Annotated in this window: 20 protein-coding genes; 9 read left to right on the top strand and 11 right to left on the bottom strand. The window is 66.0% G+C overall.

Going from position 1 to position 14,149, the window contains the following annotated elements:
• The first annotated feature begins 69 nt into the window (after positions 1 to 69).
• Positions 70 to 579 (top strand): hypothetical protein, encoded by a 510-nt coding sequence (locus ACXJLU_RS15355; RefSeq protein WP_457332317.1) that lies wholly within the window; start codon positions 70 to 72, stop codon positions 577 to 579.
• 22 nt (positions 580 to 601) lie between these two features.
• Here the strand turns inward: ACXJLU_RS15355 and ACXJLU_RS15350 are convergent, their stop codons facing one another.
• The gene (locus ACXJLU_RS15350) at positions 602 to 1,180 is read right to left on the bottom strand and encodes a hypothetical protein (protein WP_457332315.1); all 579 of its coding nucleotides are present in this window, start codon (positions 1,178 to 1,180) and stop codon (positions 602 to 604) included.
• Between the two features lie 247 nt (positions 1,181 to 1,427).
• Between ACXJLU_RS15350 and ACXJLU_RS15345 the strand changes: the two genes are divergently transcribed.
• Positions 1,428 to 1,754 carry a DnaJ family domain-containing protein gene (locus ACXJLU_RS15345; RefSeq protein WP_457332313.1) on the top strand — a complete coding sequence of 109 codons (327 nt, stop codon included), beginning with the start codon at positions 1,428 to 1,430 and terminating at the stop codon, positions 1,752 to 1,754.
• A gap of 16 nt (positions 1,755 to 1,770) precedes the next feature.
• Here the strand turns inward: ACXJLU_RS15345 and ACXJLU_RS15340 are convergent, their stop codons facing one another.
• On the bottom strand, positions 1,771 to 2,220 hold the full coding sequence (locus tag ACXJLU_RS15340) for a hypothetical protein (protein WP_457332311.1): 450 nt from the start codon (positions 2,218 to 2,220) through the stop codon (positions 1,771 to 1,773).
• Between the two features lie 53 nt (positions 2,221 to 2,273).
• Positions 2,274 to 2,819, bottom strand: coding sequence for a GNAT family N-acetyltransferase (locus ACXJLU_RS15335; RefSeq protein WP_457332309.1), 546 nt, complete (start codon positions 2,817 to 2,819; stop codon positions 2,274 to 2,276).
• A 150-nt stretch (positions 2,820 to 2,969) separates the two neighbouring features.
• On the opposite strand from ACXJLU_RS15335, the gene ACXJLU_RS15330 reads away from it, so the two are divergent.
• Positions 2,970 to 3,347, top strand: coding sequence for a VOC family protein (locus tag ACXJLU_RS15330; protein WP_457332307.1), 378 nt, complete (start codon positions 2,970 to 2,972; stop codon positions 3,345 to 3,347).
• Positions 3,348 to 3,854: 507 nt separating this feature from the next.
• The gene (locus ACXJLU_RS15325; protein WP_457332305.1) at positions 3,855 to 4,247 is read left to right on the top strand and encodes a hypothetical protein; all 393 of its coding nucleotides are present in this window, start codon (positions 3,855 to 3,857) and stop codon (positions 4,245 to 4,247) included.
• Here the strand turns inward: ACXJLU_RS15325 and ACXJLU_RS15320 are convergent.
• The 5 genes from ACXJLU_RS15320 to ACXJLU_RS15300 all read right to left on the bottom strand — a co-directional run bounded on the left by ACXJLU_RS15320 (position 4,219) and on the right by ACXJLU_RS15300 (position 6,980).
• The gene (locus tag ACXJLU_RS15320) at positions 4,219 to 4,581 is read right to left on the bottom strand and encodes a hypothetical protein (protein WP_457332303.1); all 363 of its coding nucleotides are present in this window, start codon (positions 4,579 to 4,581) and stop codon (positions 4,219 to 4,221) included. The genes ACXJLU_RS15325 and ACXJLU_RS15320 overlap by 29 nt on opposite strands.
• A gap of 2 nt (positions 4,582 to 4,583) precedes the next feature.
• The gene (locus ACXJLU_RS15315; RefSeq protein WP_457332301.1) at positions 4,584 to 4,979 is read right to left on the bottom strand and encodes a GFA family protein; all 396 of its coding nucleotides are present in this window, start codon (positions 4,977 to 4,979) and stop codon (positions 4,584 to 4,586) included.
• Between the two features lie 205 nt (positions 4,980 to 5,184).
• Positions 5,185 to 5,805 (bottom strand): hypothetical protein, encoded by a 621-nt coding sequence (locus ACXJLU_RS15310; RefSeq protein ID WP_457332299.1) that lies wholly within the window; start codon positions 5,803 to 5,805, stop codon positions 5,185 to 5,187.
• 1 nt (position 5,806) lies between these two features.
• On the bottom strand, positions 5,807 to 6,322 hold the full coding sequence (locus ACXJLU_RS15305) for a hypothetical protein (protein WP_457332297.1): 516 nt from the start codon (positions 6,320 to 6,322) through the stop codon (positions 5,807 to 5,809).
• 37 nt (positions 6,323 to 6,359) lie between these two features.
• Positions 6,360 to 6,980, bottom strand: coding sequence for an FMN-dependent NADH-azoreductase (locus ACXJLU_RS15300; protein ID WP_457332295.1), 621 nt, complete (start codon positions 6,978 to 6,980; stop codon positions 6,360 to 6,362).
• A 75-nt stretch (positions 6,981 to 7,055) separates the two neighbouring features.
• Between ACXJLU_RS15300 and pdxR the strand changes: the two genes are divergently transcribed.
• The 3 genes from pdxR (at position 7,056) to ACXJLU_RS15285 (ending at position 9,364) form a co-directional block, all read left to right on the top strand.
• Complete coding sequence (pdxR, locus tag ACXJLU_RS15295) at positions 7,056 to 8,477, top strand: MocR-like pyridoxine biosynthesis transcription factor PdxR (RefSeq protein WP_457332293.1); 1,422 nt, start codon at positions 7,056 to 7,058, stop codon at positions 8,475 to 8,477.
• A 109-nt stretch (positions 8,478 to 8,586) separates the two neighbouring features.
• Positions 8,587 to 9,045 carry a carboxymuconolactone decarboxylase family protein gene (locus tag ACXJLU_RS15290; protein WP_457332291.1) on the top strand — a complete coding sequence of 153 codons (459 nt, stop codon included), beginning with the start codon at positions 8,587 to 8,589 and terminating at the stop codon, positions 9,043 to 9,045.
• 1 nt (position 9,046) lies between these two features.
• On the top strand, positions 9,047 to 9,364 hold the full coding sequence (locus ACXJLU_RS15285; RefSeq protein ID WP_457332289.1) for a DMT family transporter: 318 nt from the start codon (positions 9,047 to 9,049) through the stop codon (positions 9,362 to 9,364).
• Here the strand turns inward: ACXJLU_RS15285 and ACXJLU_RS15280 are convergent.
• Entirely contained in the window at positions 9,357 to 10,970 is a 1,614-nt protein-coding gene (locus ACXJLU_RS15280) for an esterase/lipase family protein (protein WP_457332287.1), read from the bottom strand. The two genes, ACXJLU_RS15285 and ACXJLU_RS15280, sit on opposite strands and share 8 nt — an antisense overlap.
• 30 nt (positions 10,971 to 11,000) lie before the next feature.
• Here ACXJLU_RS15280 and ACXJLU_RS15275 point away from each other — a divergent pair, with 30 nt between their 5' ends.
• On the top strand, positions 11,001 to 11,420 hold the full coding sequence (locus ACXJLU_RS15275) for a hypothetical protein (RefSeq protein WP_457332285.1): 420 nt from the start codon (positions 11,001 to 11,003) through the stop codon (positions 11,418 to 11,420).
• Here ACXJLU_RS15275 and ACXJLU_RS15270 read toward each other — a convergent pair.
• On the bottom strand, positions 11,401 to 12,153 hold the full coding sequence (locus tag ACXJLU_RS15270; protein ID WP_457332283.1) for an SDR family oxidoreductase: 753 nt from the start codon (positions 12,151 to 12,153) through the stop codon (positions 11,401 to 11,403). The genes ACXJLU_RS15275 and ACXJLU_RS15270 overlap by 20 nt on opposite strands.
• 100 nt (positions 12,154 to 12,253) lie before the next feature.
• On the opposite strand from ACXJLU_RS15270, the gene ACXJLU_RS15265 reads away from it, so the two are divergent.
• On the top strand, positions 12,254 to 13,162 hold the full coding sequence (locus tag ACXJLU_RS15265; RefSeq protein WP_457332281.1) for an AraC family transcriptional regulator: 909 nt from the start codon (positions 12,254 to 12,256) through the stop codon (positions 13,160 to 13,162).
• Here the strand turns inward: ACXJLU_RS15265 and ACXJLU_RS15260 are convergent.
• Complete coding sequence (locus ACXJLU_RS15260; protein WP_457332279.1) at positions 13,159 to 14,091, bottom strand: AraC family transcriptional regulator; 933 nt, start codon at positions 14,089 to 14,091, stop codon at positions 13,159 to 13,161. The genes ACXJLU_RS15265 and ACXJLU_RS15260 overlap by 4 nt on opposite strands.
• Between the last annotated feature and the right edge of the window lie 58 nt (positions 14,092 to 14,149).

Below are 14,149 nucleotides of genomic sequence, written 5' to 3'. Positions count from 1 at the left end.
CAGTCGGAGCGATATGGAGGAGGGTGTATGGCGTTGATTGGTGCCTGGGGCCGCGCGATTGGAACGTTCATGATCCTGTTCCTCTTGCTGGCGGTCACGTCGATGTTGGGCCGCAATGTCTGGGCCGCGCTCTTGTCCATCGGCCTCGTCATGTTCTGGCGTGGCGCCACATGGTGGCTGCTCCCATGGCGTGCTCGCAGATGGCGAAAGATTGAAGTCGTGGTTCGAGGGGCGACACTGCGCAAGCGCGGCGAAATCGTCGCTGGGACGATTCGCACCGATGTCGCACCCGAACTGATCCTCTGGCGTGAGGACGAACGCAGAGAGGTGCGAGGCTTCGGCTTGCTTCGAGGCGACCACCGGATCGGCGCGACGGAAGATGAACTCGAGAGCATCCTGGCGGCGAACTTTCCGCGCGGGATGCAAAGACCCGCCCTGGTTCACCCAGGTGATTCCGAATGGGTCGTCGTGGTTCCAAGGCTGTCCCGGCGCTTGCTCCAGCGCAGCATCGTGTTGACCGTGGGCGGGCTGCTTTCCACCGCCTGGGGCGTGTGGATGGTGGTGAACGACCTTCACTGATTTGCGTCGTCGTCGGCGACGCTCAGGGCACTTCTTTGACGGCAGTGATCGAATCGACTTTGAACTGCAGCAGCGTCCCCTCCTGGCCGCCGTTGATCTGCAAGACCCCGTACGACAGGGACTCGTAGGCGTCGAACGCGGGCACGTCAACCTTGCGCGGAAGCTTCGTGCCTTTCAGTACGTCGCGGTGCAGCGGCGCGCTCGACAAGACGAATCCAAAGACGCCCTCGGGGAAGGTCGTGCCGTCCAGGACCATGGACTCGCCCATGACAGTCAGCGAGTCTTCGATGTTGCCCTTGAAGTTGTTCACGACGGTCACCGTCAGCCTTTCCGTCGTGATCGTGTGGCCGGCCACAGTCGCAGAGATGATGTGAGGCGCAGGGATCTGGTAGGACGAGGACCCCTTGAAATGGATCGCCGGCTCGGTCTTCGCGTCGTACGAATAAGACCCGGTGATGGGCGTGCCGACCGGTACGGACACGCCCGCACCATACGTGACGGTGCCGGTGAACTGGAACGTGAAGGTCGCGGCGGTTGCAGCACCCGCTGCAGCCAAGGCAGCCGTGGCGACAAGAGCACGAGCGACATTTTTGAAAGACATGGAACCTCCTGATGTTCATTGGCATGCGCACCCGCGCAAGCCTTCTTCTCGCCGACCATCACGGCATCGGCTGCTGCCATGCTCACAAAATGAACGGTGCGATGCCATCCCTCTCGCGGGGGCACCCGATTTCGGATCGCGGATCGTGGGGTCCGCCGCTACCACAGACGGCGCGCAGCGCCGTGCTGCAAATGCGCTGATAGACTTTCCCGCGCCTTGATTGACGACTTCGAACCTGGGAGGGAACGTGACCGATCACAGAACGCTGGACCAGCACATCGCGGACAGCCTGAAGAAGGACGCAGCCAACGGAGAGTTGCAGTCAGCCAAGAGCTGGGGCAAGCCGCTTGATTTCGGCGACGGCTTCAGCGAGACCCCCGAGGAATTGCGGACGGCATTCAAGTTTCTGAAGGACGCCGGCTACGTTCCCCCAGAGGTGGAAATGCTTCGCGAGCTTGAAGCCCTGAGAGCCCAGCTCCAGCACGCATCAGGCGTTGAGCGACAAGAGCTGATCGCGAAGATCACTGACCTCCAACTGCGGGTACAGGTTCGGATGGAAAACATCCGCAGCTAGCAAGGATTGCTCATCCCTACGCACCAAAGTCAAAGTCTTCACCGAGGGCAAACTCGCCGCGCTTGTATGCAGCGATGACCTCCATGGCTTCCGGGGCGAACTGCACCGGGACGCGCAAACAGGCTCCGCCAACGGCGCCAGCCAGCAGCGAGTGTGCTTGGACCAGATTGGTATCTCCCGTCTCGGCAGGAACTCCGGCCGCCTGAAGGCAAGAACAGAGCATGTGTGCTTCCGTCGGCGTGAGGTAGCGCGCGACGATCTGCATGTCGCCGTGATACGCCCCTTCGGCTGGAATTGCTTCATCCATTGGCTGCAGCGCAGGCAATGAGAGGCCGCGCGCCTGGGCCTCTGCAATGGCAACGGATTGCGCGAGTGCCGTGAGGCCTCCGGAGGTTCCACGCGACACAAGTTCCTCATCGGACAGGAGGTGGAACTGCGCGGCGAGATCGTCTCGATCTGAATTCATAGGATTGATATTTGATGCTTGATACCGCCCTGAGCATTCTGCAGCGTTACTGTCTAGTCGTGGGGCCCACGCTGCACCTCACCGGGAATGACCGAATACATCCAGTAGTCGGTTGGCTGGCCTCGCACGAGCCTGAAGTTTCGGACGAGCCCCTCGCGCTTGAAGCCACAGCGTTCCAGCACGCGCTGAGAGCGCACGTTCGGCAGGACCGTGGTCGCCTGAATCCGGTGCCAGGCCTTTGCTTCGAAGCCCCAGCGTGCGGCCGCTCGACATGCGGCGGTCGCGATGCCCAAGCCCCAATGGGAGGGCGCCACGTCGTAGGCGATCTCTGCGGTACCCGACACCGCGGATATGGTGTGAAAGCCGACCGTGGCGACGACAAGCTCGCTCGCCGGTGAAACAAGAACGAATCGAATGGGTGTGTTGGGTTCGCCGGCAAGCGTGCGCTGAATCTCGGCCTTGACGTCATCCACGGTCATCGCGGTAGAACTCGTGTGCTCCTTCACTTCGGGCAGGCATGCATAGCGTGCCCACGAAGCAGCGTCTTCGAGCAACGCGGGACGGACCGTGAACCCTGGAACTTGTGGCAGCAGCGTCATGAGATCCGCATGATGCCAGCCTCCGCGCGACCGACGGCAGCACGAACGAAGAGCGATGCCCCGACCTCTTGCCGGAGCTGACCGCGGGCGACGAGAATGCCGCCTGAACTTGGCATGCACGCATTGCGCAGGCCCACACAAGGAGAGTTCATGTTCGACCACGTCAAATTCGGTGTCAGCGACTACGCGGCGAGCAAGTCGTTCTACCTCAAGGCGCTCGCGCCGCTCGGCGTCGTTGCCGTCTCGGAGGGCGTGCCGACCTACGGTATCGAGCTCTGCCCACCCGAGGGCAAGGTGTCGCTGTGCCTGTTCCAGACGGAAGAGAAGCCGGCGCACCTCCACATCGCGTTCGTGGCCGAAACCCGGCAGCAGGTCGACGCGTTCCATCGCGCGGCGTTGGAGGCGGGTGGCAAAGACAATGGCGCGCCCGGCCTCCGCCCGAAGTACCACGCGAACTACTACGCGGCATTCATCATCGATCCGGACGGGCACAACATCGAAGCCGTGTGCCACGCCGCTGGGGCTTGAAACATGTCGAACGCGCCTGATGCCCGAGCACCCGCGCCAGTCTTGCTCGCAGCACTTCTTCTTGTCGCTTCCATTGGCGTGGGAATTTCGGACTTCCTTGATTTCCTGCATGCCGGATACGGAATGGCCGGCGGGAATTTGCCGGCCACCTTCTTGGTCGTTCTGATTCCTACGGCAGTGCTCACAGTCTTTCCCCTCGCTGTCGTCTATGGAATCCTTCGCGGCGTCGGTTGGGTCAGGTACCTCGTTGTTCTACTGGGTGCGTACGCACTGTTGGGCATCAGTGAACAGGACGGCACGGGATCATTCTTCTTTCGAGCCTGGCCTTGGCTGGACAGTGCGCTTCACCTCGTGGCGATTGTTCTTTTGTTTCTGCCCAGCTCCCATGCGTGGTTCCGAGCGCGACGAACCCGACGTGCTGACGCAGCGCACCCCTGATCCCTCCATTACGTTCTCATCACCCTTGCCATGTCCAATACGCAGTACGCCTTCATCGACAAAACCCGTGTGCCCGACCGCGCCGCGCTGCAGTCATCAATCGACGCCTTGGGCTTCGACCTGAAGCTGCATCCCGACTTCATGCCGTTCTCGGATTCAGGCTTTTCGCCGTTCGTCCTCAATGGCGAAGTCGGTCCGGGCTTCGAGATCTTCTACCAGCCCACCGACGATGTCGTCGGTGGCGACAAGGCCTTCCGCGCGCTGGCCGCAGGGCGCGACCACTGCATCAGCATGTCGTGGCGCGGCAGCATGAAGGACCTGGCCTGCGTGATGATCGTCAGCTGCGCGCTGACGAAAGACTTCGGCGCGATCGTCAGCTACGAAGGCGATGAGCCGGAACCGCTCGATGAGATGCTGGAGGGCACCAAAGAGATCATTCGCGATGCCGCGGATGAGGCTTGATCTGCCGGTGCCAGCCAAGGACCCGATAAAGAAGCCACAGGGCAGCCGCGCAAATGGCCCAATCCACGATGAACGCCAGGGGCACGAACTGGTCTTCGCCTAGGAAAAGCTGGTTCTCAATGGAGACGCCCGGCGTGTCCACCAGGAAGGTCAGGGGATACCCGCCCTTGAGCGACGGTCGCATGCAGGGTTGGTCGTGCGTCGCGCCGCACAGGTTGCCAAATTGCACGAGCTCGGGGCCTCTTCGTTCGATCTTCACGGACAGAAAGGCAACAGCGGCTGAGACAAGCAACAGGCCGGCAAGCTTGGCGAGTGTCCTGGTGGTTCCTGGCATGCCTAATCCATGTGCTCCATGTCGACGGGCATCTCGACCCAGCTGTGCATGCGCTCTTCGTACACCGAGAACGCGGGTGCGGGAAAGGCCGGGTCGGCGAACGCCCCGACGGGAATGGCGATGTTGTCTTCGCCGCCCTGGCAGGTGTAATACACGGTGGCGCCGCAGGTGGGGCAGAAGTGGAACGTGCAGCTGCCTCCGCCATCACCGACCCGAACGAACGTGGTCGCAGCGCCGGCAATGGCCACCGAGCTGGCGGGAAACCGCGCCTGCGCAGCGAACACGCTGCCCGTTCTGCGCTGGCAGGCAAGGCAGTGGCAGACGGAGATGCGAATCGGCTCGGCCGACGTGACGGCAGTGAGCTGGCCGCAAGAGCAACTGGCAGTTCGGGTCGTCATGTTGAACCTCCAACGTCTATGTCTCGACTCGGAATGGTGCCGCGATCTTGCCGCTTCAGCTCTTGCTCCGCGGCCTGCGGTACCGACGCGCCATGCTCTTCGCGGGCGTCGAAGGCACTCAACGGATCGGACGTGGGTGGACGCTTCAGGATGGCAATGCCAGCGAGGATCACCAAGCACGTGAAGGCCACGGCCAAGCACAGCGTCAACGCACCCACAGAGCGTGACCCGCTGCGAGCGCCAGGCCTCCGGTGACGAGTTGCAAGAGACGCAGGAAGCCGCGTATCTCTCCGACGTCGTGGCCATCGCGCAGGATGAGTTGCTGCAGACGCGAGGAACGAGGGGTGAGGCTGGCAACTGCGAAGGCGAGAGCAAGCGCCAGAAAGGAATACGGCCCCAGCTTGCTCGACGTGTCGAACAGGCTGCCGCCCCGATCAAGCAGGAACAGCGCATTCCACAAGAGCACGAAGACAACGATGGCGCTGACCTTGACAGGAAAGCCCCGCTTCGTTTGCACGGCAAGCTCGCCGACTGGAAAGCCGGCGGCGCCTGCGGCTTGCAGCAAGCTGTCCCGGCCACCCACGCTGTAGAAGATGACCTTCTCCGGGTAATCCGCCCGCGTGTGATGAATGCGAATCCCGGTGTTGAGTACCGGTATCGAGCCGATCGCCTCGATGGCATGGACTTGCGCCGGCACGAAGGTGTACTTTTCGAGAACGCTCACGGTCAACGCGTCAGGCGTGATCTGGATGGAAGCCAGCGGCCATGAAGCGTTCAGCCAACCGACCTGTGCTCCGCCACGTCGCGAAACCTGGATCGCGCTCATCTCAAGAGCACCCTTCGGCACGCCGTATCGCCGGCTCTGCGCCGACAAACAATTCGTCGACCGCCTGCTTCCCGTCGACGCGAATCGCGAACTGCTTGTCGCCCGACACCAGCACGATGCTGCGGTCTCCCGCGTCTGCGGATCTGTGCTGCTGAACTTCTTCGATGCGCGATCCGAAAGAGCGCCGAACCCTGTCGAGACTGGAGCCGACCCGGATGCCCGATGGCGTCACCACATCCGGCTCACGCGTCTCGATCCGGACGATCTTCTGGTCTTCGGTCATGAACTGCAGGTCTGCCGACGCCTGGTAGAAATCGCAACCGACCTTCGCCACGCCACGCGGGCTCGGAAGATTCTTGCGCCCCAGCTTGGTCAGCAGCTGGTGCGCCTGCGAGATCGGCATTCCGACTTGCACAGGCCCGTATGAATTCATCGTCAGGACCGTATCGGCTGCGGACGCGCCGGTGGACGCAATCAATTGCGCCGCGACAAAAGCCAAGGTGGCGAACACTCTCATGATCTTCGGGGGTGCCCGACGTGGGGCAGTGATGGGCTCAGCCGCACTGTACCGTCTGCGCAAAGTGCGCCTCCAGCGCCCGCTCCGCCCGAGCCCGCGCCGCCTCCACTGCCTCCGGCCCGCCCCCCGTCCCCTCCACCGAAAAGAAGCGCACATCGTGCAGCCCGATCATCCCGAGGATCACCTTGAGGTACGGCGTCAGGAAATCCGGTTGCCGCGCCTGCTCGCCCGAGAACCTGCCGCCTGACGCGATGGCGACGAACACCGGCCGATCGCGCAGCGCGCCCACCTTGCCCTCGGCCGTCACATGAAACGTCCGCCGCGCCCGCACCACGTGATCGATCCACGCCTTCAGCATCGACGGCACGCCCAGGTTGTGCATCGGCGTCGCGATGACGATCACGTCTGATCGCTCCAGCTCGCGGATCAGCACATCCGATTGCGCAATGCCCCCCAGCGCCGACACCTCGGCCGTCGCCGAGTGCTGCGCCAGCGCGTAGTTCGCGTCGACGTGCGCCAGGCTACCGTCGCCGATCACCCGCTCCACCACGCTGGCCGCCGGCTCGCGCGCCAGTAGGCGATCAACGATCTTCTGCGAGAGCCGTTGGCTCTCGGACGAGGGCCCGCGCGGGCTGCAACTGATGCGAAGGATGTTCATGCGATCAGTGTGGCGCCGCCGTGGCTCAGTCCAAAGAGCCAAGAGTGGTCTTCTCGGCTGGTCCATGATGGCCGCATGCCCATCGAAGCCCCCAGCCCCCTCGCGCCCTTGGACCCCTCGGCGGCCGAGCCCTACTACCGCCAGATCTACGACCGCTTCCGCGCCGCCATCGCCTCCTGCGTGCTGAAGCCCGGCGACCGCATCCCGTCGGCCCGCGCGCTGATGAAGGAGCTGGGCCTGGCGCGGGGCACCATCGAATCCGCCTACGCGCTGCTGACGGCCGAGGGCTACATCCAGGCCCGCGGCCAGGCCGGCACCATCGTCACGCCCGACCTGAAGCCGCAGGCCCCGCTGCCCAGCGCACCACCGCCCACCGACCCGGCCACCGCCGAGCCCAGCTTCCGCCCCGACACCACGCTCCCCTTCCAGATGGGCCTGCCCGCGCTCGATGCCTTCCCGCGCAAGATCTGGGCGCGCCTGGGTGCGCGCTGCATCCGCGCGATGCAACCGGCCGACATGGCGCATCCCTCGGTCCCGGGCCTGCCGTCGCTGCGTACCGAGATCGCCGCCTACCTGCACCTGTCGCGCGGTGTCAGCTGCTCGCCTGCGCAGGTCTTCGTGACCACCGGCTACCGCCACAGCATCCAGCTGATCGGCCAGGCGCTGTTCAAGGCCGGCGATCGCGTCTGGCTCGAAAACCCCGGCTACCCGCCGACGCGCGAGTTGCTGCAGCACATGGGCATCGCGCCCATACCGGTGCCGGTCGATGCCGATGGCATCGTCGTCGACGAAGGCCTGCAGCTGGCGCCGCGCGCGCGGGCCGCCATCGTCACGCCGGCGCACCAGAGCCCGCTGGGCGTGTCGCTGTCGCTGCCGCGGCGCCTGGCGCTACTCGATTGGGCGACGCGCAGCAAGGCCTGGATCGTCGAGGACGACTACGACGGCGAGTTCCGCTACGTCAGCCGCCCGCTGCCAGCGCTGAAAAGCCTCGATCGCGATGGCCGCGTGCTGTATGCCGGCACCTTCAGCAAGCTGCTGTTCCCGAGCCTGCGGCTGGCGTACCTGGTGGTGCCCGAAGCGCTGGTCGAACGCTTCGAGAAGATCAGCCAGGCCTTCGCCGGCGGCAGCCCGCAGATCACGCAGGCCATCGTCAGCGCCTTCATCACCGAAGGGCACTTCGCGCGCCACATCCAGCGCATGCGACGGCTCTATGCCGAGCGCCGAGAAGCCACCGTGGCCGGCCTCGAGAGCGTGTTGGGCCAGCACCTGCGGATCGATACGCAACCCGGCGGCATGCACCTGATCCTGCGGCTGCAGAGCCGGCGTTCCGACCGCAAGCTGGCATCGCGCATGCTCGAAGCCGGCCTGTTTGCCGAAGCGCTGACCGACTGGACCTTCGACCGCGACGGCCCGCCGGCGCTGATGCTCGCCTTCACGAACATCGATTCCCGGCGCACCGCCGAGAAGCTCGCGAAGCGCATCCTCGATCTGCTCTGATTCGCAGCCTTGATCATGGTCCAGTCTGCAAGCCATATCTTGGCTCTTCTGTGATGGACCAAGACAACGCACGATGACGTCCTTCCATCACCGAACCACAAGGATCGTCATGAGCCATCGCATCGACTACGCCAAGGCCGCTCCCGAAGGCTACAAAGCCTACTTCGGCGTCTACACCGTCGTCCAGAAAAGCGGCCTGCCCAAGGAACTGATCGACCTCGTCTACCTGCGCGTCTCGCAGATCAACGGCTGCGCGTTCTGCATCGACATGCATTCGCGCGACCTGCTGAAATCCGGCCTCGCCGTCGACAAGCTGGTGCTGGTGCAAGGCTGGCGCGAAGGCGGCGCGTTGTTCAGCACCCGTGAACGCGCGGCACTCGCCTGGGCCGAGACCGTGACCCGCGTCGCCGACACCGGCGTGCCCGATGCCGAGTACGAGGCCGCCACCGCCGAGTTCAACGAAAAGGAGCTGGCCGACCTCACCTACGCGATCGGCCTGATGAACGCCTTCAACCGCCTCGGCGTCGCATTCCGCGCGACCCCCGCCGCAGCGGCCAAGGCAGCATGACATGGCCTGGCTGATGCTCGTCGTCGCGGGCGTGCTCGAGATCGCGTTCGCCTACGGCATGAAATCGTCCGAAGGCTTCACGCGGCTGATGCCGTCGCTGCTGACGGTGGCTACCGGGCTGACGAGCGTCGTGCTGCTGTCGCTCGCGATGCGCACGTTGCCGATGGGCACCGGCTATGCCGTCTGGACCGGCATCGGCGCGGCCGGCACCGCGCTCGTCGGCATCCTCGTGATGGGCGATTCGGCGGCGCCGCTGCGCGTGCTGTGCATCGTGCTGATCCTGGCCGGGGTGGTCGGGCTGAAGCTGGTCGTCAAATGATGTCGAGCACCGCATAGACGCTGGCGAAGATCCCCAGGGCCCACGCCGCGGGAACGATGTTGAACTTCCCGCCCCAGAACACAAGGAAGCCGGCCCCGATCACCAGCCCGAGCACGAATGCCTTCGCGACGTACGGCATGCTGTTCGACAGCTGCCGGTAGTAGCCCGGCGTCGTCAGTCCGGTGGGCGCGACCGTCGTGTCGCCGAGCGCAAAGCCGGCCAGCATGTCGAGGCGTTCTTCCTTCAGCGCCTCGCCGTGCCCGCCGGCGTAGTACGCGACCTCGTCCGTCATGCCGCCGAGAAAGCCCGAGAACCCTGCCGTGCCGACATCCTTCATCCGGATGCCGCTGAGTGCATTGCACAGCAGCGCCACCGGCCAGTCGCGGTTGGCGCGGTCGTTGCGGATGCGGCCCACCTGGCGTTCGAGGTTCCGGAAGCGCTGCAGGAAATCCTGCGGCAGCACGCTGCCCGCCAGCGCCACGTTGGTGAAGCGCATGCCCGGCGTGCGCAGCAGGCTGTGGCCGAGGAGGTAGGTGCCGTTGCTGTGGGCAATGATGTCGAACTCGGCGGCGGGGTGCTTCGCGAGTTCTTCGGTGTACCAATCCTGGAACACGCGGATGTTCCTGCGGCGCACCGACGGCAGCGCGAACTGTGCGGCCGTGAAGTAGCCGTAGGTCGGGTTGCGCACGACCACGCGCGCGCCCTCGCGGGCCTTGATGCGCGCCTCCAGCCCCTCGACCCAGCCGTCGACGTTCGACGCGCGGATGCCGTGCAGCAGGAACACGACGCGGCGCACCGGATCGTCCGGCGCGGCGGCCTTGCTCGGGAAATCGCCCAGCAGCGCCTGCCGCAGCACCGAGTAGCGCAGCTCGGGATCGTCGGTCAGGTCGAGCCGGTAGATGCCGCGGTGATTGGCCTCGGGCACCTCGAGGTAATGCCCATCGGGGAACGCGAGGATGTCGCGGCTGTCGTCGGCATTGACCAGCCCGTCCGACGTGCCCAGCACCTGGATCACCGACGGCGCGCCCGAGGCCGGTGCCGGTGCGCGGAAGTGGCGGATCCAGTCGATGCGCAGGTTGGTCAGGAAATCGGAGCCGCGCAGGATGTCGATCGCGGTGAAGTGCGGCACGAGTGGCACGACGCGGGCGAGGTACGCCATCAGCCGTTCCGACCACGAGGCCGAGCGCAGGTCGATGCCGCGGTTGAGCGACGCCATCAGCACGATGCGCGACACGCGCGCGGACCACGCGGACGGGCTCACGTCGGCCACGCCGCCCGCGGCCAGCAGGTAGGCCTGCCGCACGACCAGCCCGCCCATGCTGTGGCCGATCAGCAGGATGTCGTCGTAGCCGCCGCTGCGCAGCCACTCGGCCGCCACCAGCGCATTCAGCCGCTTGCCCAGGCTGTCGAGGCGGCCCATGCTGAACCATTGGGTCTTGTGGTCGAAGCGCAGCCACGTCACCTGGGCCTGGCTGAAGGACGGCTCCTTCTCGATCCGGTCGATCAGCGGCTGCCACAGCCGCGTGTCGCCGCCGATGCCCGGCACCAGCACGACCAGGCGTTTGCGAGGCGGGGTCTCGGGAACTTGCGCGATCTCGTCCGTCATGGCATTCCTCCTGGCGGGCAGAATACGCGAATGACCCGCATCAACCTCAAAGCCGTGGCCCTCGGATTCCTGCTGACCCTCGGGCTCGACATCCTGACCGGCATCGTCATGCTGTTCCTGCACGGCGACGAGGTCAGCGTGGCCGGCCGGTCGTCCGAGCAGGTGTCGCAAGACCTGGCGAACGTCACCGGCAGCACGAGCTTCCTGGTGGTGAGCATCGTCCTCGGCACCTTCACCACGATGGTCGGTGGCTGCGTCACCGCACGGCTGGCCAAGCGCTACCCCTACTTCAACGGGCTCGCCGTCGGCGTGCTCGGCGCGCTGTTCGGGCTGGTCTTCTGGTCCGAGAACCCGATGTGGTTCAACCTGTTCGCGCTCGTCACCGTGATCCCCACCGCGCTGCTGGGCGCGCACATCGCGGTGCGCATGGCTACACCGGGCGATCGTTGACGGCCAGAGCCACCGCATCCGCACCCGCCGGGTAGCGCAGCTGCCCGCTCGCGTCGTTCGCGGCGCGCCAGACGGTTTGCGCCACGTCGGCCGCGGTGGTCACTGCGGCGGGGTTTCCCAGCGCGGCAAAGATCGCCTGCGCGAACGGTGCATAGGCCTCGGGGATCAGGCCCTGCATGCGCTCGGTGCCGTTCTGCGTGAAGCGCGTGCCGGGGCCGTATCCCGGTTCGACCAGCTTCACGTGCACGTTGAAGGCTTCGAGCTCCAGCGCGAGTGACGTGGAGAACCCCTGGATCGCCGTCTTGCTCGCGGTGTAGGCCGCCACCAGCGGCATTGGCGCCATCGTCACGGTCGAGGTCACGTTGATCACCAGCCCCGCGCGGCGGCTGCGGAATTGCGGCAAGACCGCCTGGGCCATCGCCATCATCCCGAAGGTGTTGGTCTCGAAGATCTCGCGCACGGTCGCCATCGGGGTCGCTTCGAAGGCGCCGAACAGCCCAAGGCCGGCGTTGTTGACGAGCACGTCGATCGGCCCGGCCGCCTCGATGGCGGCGGCGATGCTGTCGGGCCGGGTCACGTCGAGCGGCAGCACGCGCAGGCGCTCGGCGGCGGGCAGCACGTCGGCGCGGGGTGTGCGCATCGTGGCGATCACGTTCCACCCTTGTGCGTGGAAGTGGCGGGCGGTCTCGAGTCCATAGCCGGACGAGCAGCCGGTGATCAGGATGGTTTTCATTCGGAAGCCTTGGCGGTGTGTTGAGGTGTTCGAACGATACCGACGCCCGGCGGGACGATCTACAATCAAGAGTCCGTCATAAGTTTGCAGGAGTCCGGCCATGGTCGATCCGCTGGCAGAGGTGATCGCGCTGCTGCGGCCGCGGGCGGTGTATTCCAAGGTGATCAGCGGCGCCGGGTCGTGGGCCGTGCGCTATTCAAGCTTCGGCCAGCCGAGCTTCTGCACGATGCTCGAGGGCGAATGCGTGCTGGCGGTCGATGGGCAGCAGCCGATCACGCTCCTCGCGGGCGACTTCCTGCTGATGCCGGCGACGCCCGGGTTCACGATGTCGGGCACGTCGCCGGCCGTTCCGGTCTTCATCGATCCGAAGGCGCAGCCCGCACCCGAGGGCGAGGTTCGCCATGGCCGGCGCGAGGGCCCGCCCGATGTGCGCATGCTCGGCGGCTACTTCGCGTTCGATTCGCCCGATGCGGCGTTGACGGTGTCGCTGCTGCCCAGCGTGCTGCATGTGCGCGGCGTCGAGCGGCTCACGCTGCTGGTGCAACTGGTGCGGGGCGAATCCGTCGAGCAGCGATCCGGCCGCGAGCTGGTCCTCACGCGCTTCGTCGAGGTGCTGCTGATCGAGGCGTTGCGCTCCGCGCCCGGCGGCACCGCACCGCCGGGGCTGCTGCGTGCGTTGGCCGATTCGCGCCTGGCCACCGCGATCCGGCACATGCACGGCGAACCGGCGCGCGCCTGGACGGTCGATGAACTGGCGAAGCAGGCGGCGCTGTCGCGCTCGGTGTTCTTCGAGCGCTTCACTCGCGCGGTGGGCGTGTCGCCGATGGCCTACCTGCTGGGCTGGCGGATGGCCCTCGCGAAAGACCTGCTCAGCCGCAGCGATGTCGCGCTGGCCGACGTGGCCGAGCGCGTCGGCTATGCCTCGGCCAGCACCTTCAGCACGGCGTTCAGCCGGTATGTGGGGCTGGCGCCGGGGCGGTTTGCGCGGCAGCAGTCGGCGGTCGCCTAGCCGGCCAGTGCCTGCATCTGCACTTGCGAAGAGGCCGCCTGTTCGCGCGCGTATTGCGTCGGCGGCCGTCCGACGTGGCGCGTGAAGGCGACGCTGAAGGTGCTCGCCGAGCTGTAGCCGACGCGCTCGGCCACGTCGGCCATCGCGACGCCGTCGCGGCGCAGCAGCTCCTTCGCGAGGGCCATGCGCCACGCGAGCAGGTACTCCATCGGGGCCACGCCCACCGTGCGGCTGAAGCGCTCGAAGAACGCCGAGCGCGACAGCGCGGCCTGCTTCGCCAGCTCGACGACGGTCCAGGTCCGCGTCGGCTGCTCGTGCATCGCGCGGATCGCGGCGGCCAGGCGCGGATCGGCGAGCCCGCGCGCCAAGCCCGGCGAGGCGGCTGTCCCGGCCGTCGAGCGCAAGGCCTCGATGAACAGCACCTCCAGCAGCCGCGCGAGCACCACCTCGCGCGCAGGCCGCTGCTCGCGCGTTTCCTCGCCCACCAGTTGCACGAGGGTCGCCAGGCGCTGCTCGCCGTGAACGTGAACGAGCTGCGGCAGCAGCGATACCAGCAAGGCCGCGTCCGGTGAACCGAAGCTGCAGTGGCCCGCCAGGATGCGCAGGTCCGTCGGGCCCTCCGGCGCGCCGATCCTGAACAGCCCCTGGCCCAGCGCGACCGGCAGCGAGTCGGCCGCGTCGGCCGGCGGCTCGATGCTGGACATCGCGACGCCGAAGGCCGCGGGGATCAGCACGAAATCGCCGGTCTGCAACACGATCGGTTCGTGCCCGTCGAGCGCGAGGCGGCAGCTGCCCTCGAGGACGACGCAGTAGAACGGTTGCCCGGCGTCCGAGCGGCGAATCTGCCACCGGCCCGCGCCGACGACGTGCTTCGAAAACCGGGCAGTCGGCTGCAGCAGCGTGACCACCTCGGCCATTGGATCCACCATGACCGGACTCTCGCCAATGAGATATGGACTCGTGATTGTAGGCAGTACGGTCCTCGCG

The sequence above is a fragment of the Rhizobacter sp. P5_C2 genome (genome assembly GCF_054049715.1).
The sequence above is the reverse complement of the archived record's forward strand: the minus strand, read 5'-3'. Positions and strand labels throughout refer to the sequence as shown.

What these genes read in the sequence shown, in the direction of transcription:
- ACXJLU_RS15315 (WP_457332301.1), bottom strand. Translation starts at nt 4,979, where the DNA reads ATGACGACCCGAACTGCCAGTTGCTCTTGCGGCCAGCTCACTGCCGTC.
- ACXJLU_RS15305 (WP_457332297.1), bottom strand. Translation starts at nt 6,322, where the DNA reads ATGAGAGTGTTCGCCACCTTGGCTTTTGTCGCGGCGCAATTGATTGCG.
- ACXJLU_RS15300 (WP_457332295.1), bottom strand. Translation starts at nt 6,980, where the DNA reads ATGAACATCCTTCGCATCAGTTGCAGCCCGCGCGGGCCCTCGTCCGAG.
- ACXJLU_RS15320 (WP_457332303.1), bottom strand. Translation starts at nt 4,581, where the DNA reads ATGCCAGGAACCACCAGGACACTCGCCAAGCTTGCCGGCCTGTTGCTT.
- ACXJLU_RS15280 (WP_457332287.1), bottom strand. Translation starts at nt 10,970, where the DNA reads ATGACGGACGAGATCGCGCAAGTTCCCGAGACCCCGCCTCGCAAACGC.
- ACXJLU_RS15270 (WP_457332283.1), bottom strand. Translation starts at nt 12,153, where the DNA reads ATGAAAACCATCCTGATCACCGGCTGCTCGTCCGGCTATGGACTCGAG.
- ACXJLU_RS15340 (WP_457332311.1), bottom strand. Translation starts at nt 2,220, where the DNA reads ATGAATTCAGATCGAGACGATCTCGCCGCGCAGTTCCACCTCCTGTCC.
- ACXJLU_RS15350 (WP_457332315.1), bottom strand. Translation starts at nt 1,180, where the DNA reads ATGTCTTTCAAAAATGTCGCTCGTGCTCTTGTCGCCACGGCTGCCTTG.
- ACXJLU_RS15265 (WP_457332281.1), top strand. Translation starts at nt 12,254, where the DNA reads ATGGTCGATCCGCTGGCAGAGGTGATCGCGCTGCTGCGGCCGCGGGCG.
- ACXJLU_RS15285 (WP_457332289.1), top strand. Translation starts at nt 9,047, where the DNA reads ATGGCCTGGCTGATGCTCGTCGTCGCGGGCGTGCTCGAGATCGCGTTC.
- ACXJLU_RS15275 (WP_457332285.1), top strand. Translation starts at nt 11,001, where the DNA reads ATGACCCGCATCAACCTCAAAGCCGTGGCCCTCGGATTCCTGCTGACC.
- ACXJLU_RS15355 (WP_457332317.1), top strand. Translation starts at nt 70, where the DNA reads ATGATCCTGTTCCTCTTGCTGGCGGTCACGTCGATGTTGGGCCGCAAT.
- ACXJLU_RS15310 (WP_457332299.1), bottom strand. Translation starts at nt 5,805, where the DNA reads ATGAGCGCGATCCAGGTTTCGCGACGTGGCGGAGCACAGGTCGGTTGG.
- ACXJLU_RS15260 (WP_457332279.1), bottom strand. Translation starts at nt 14,091, where the DNA reads ATGGTGGATCCAATGGCCGAGGTGGTCACGCTGCTGCAGCCGACTGCC.
- ACXJLU_RS15290 (WP_457332291.1), top strand. Translation starts at nt 8,587, where the DNA reads ATGAGCCATCGCATCGACTACGCCAAGGCCGCTCCCGAAGGCTACAAA.
- pdxR (WP_457332293.1), top strand. Translation starts at nt 7,056, where the DNA reads ATGCCCATCGAAGCCCCCAGCCCCCTCGCGCCCTTGGACCCCTCGGCG.
- ACXJLU_RS15335 (WP_457332309.1), bottom strand. Translation starts at nt 2,819, where the DNA reads ATGACGCTGCTGCCACAAGTTCCAGGGTTCACGGTCCGTCCCGCGTTG.
- ACXJLU_RS15330 (WP_457332307.1), top strand. Translation starts at nt 2,970, where the DNA reads ATGTTCGACCACGTCAAATTCGGTGTCAGCGACTACGCGGCGAGCAAG.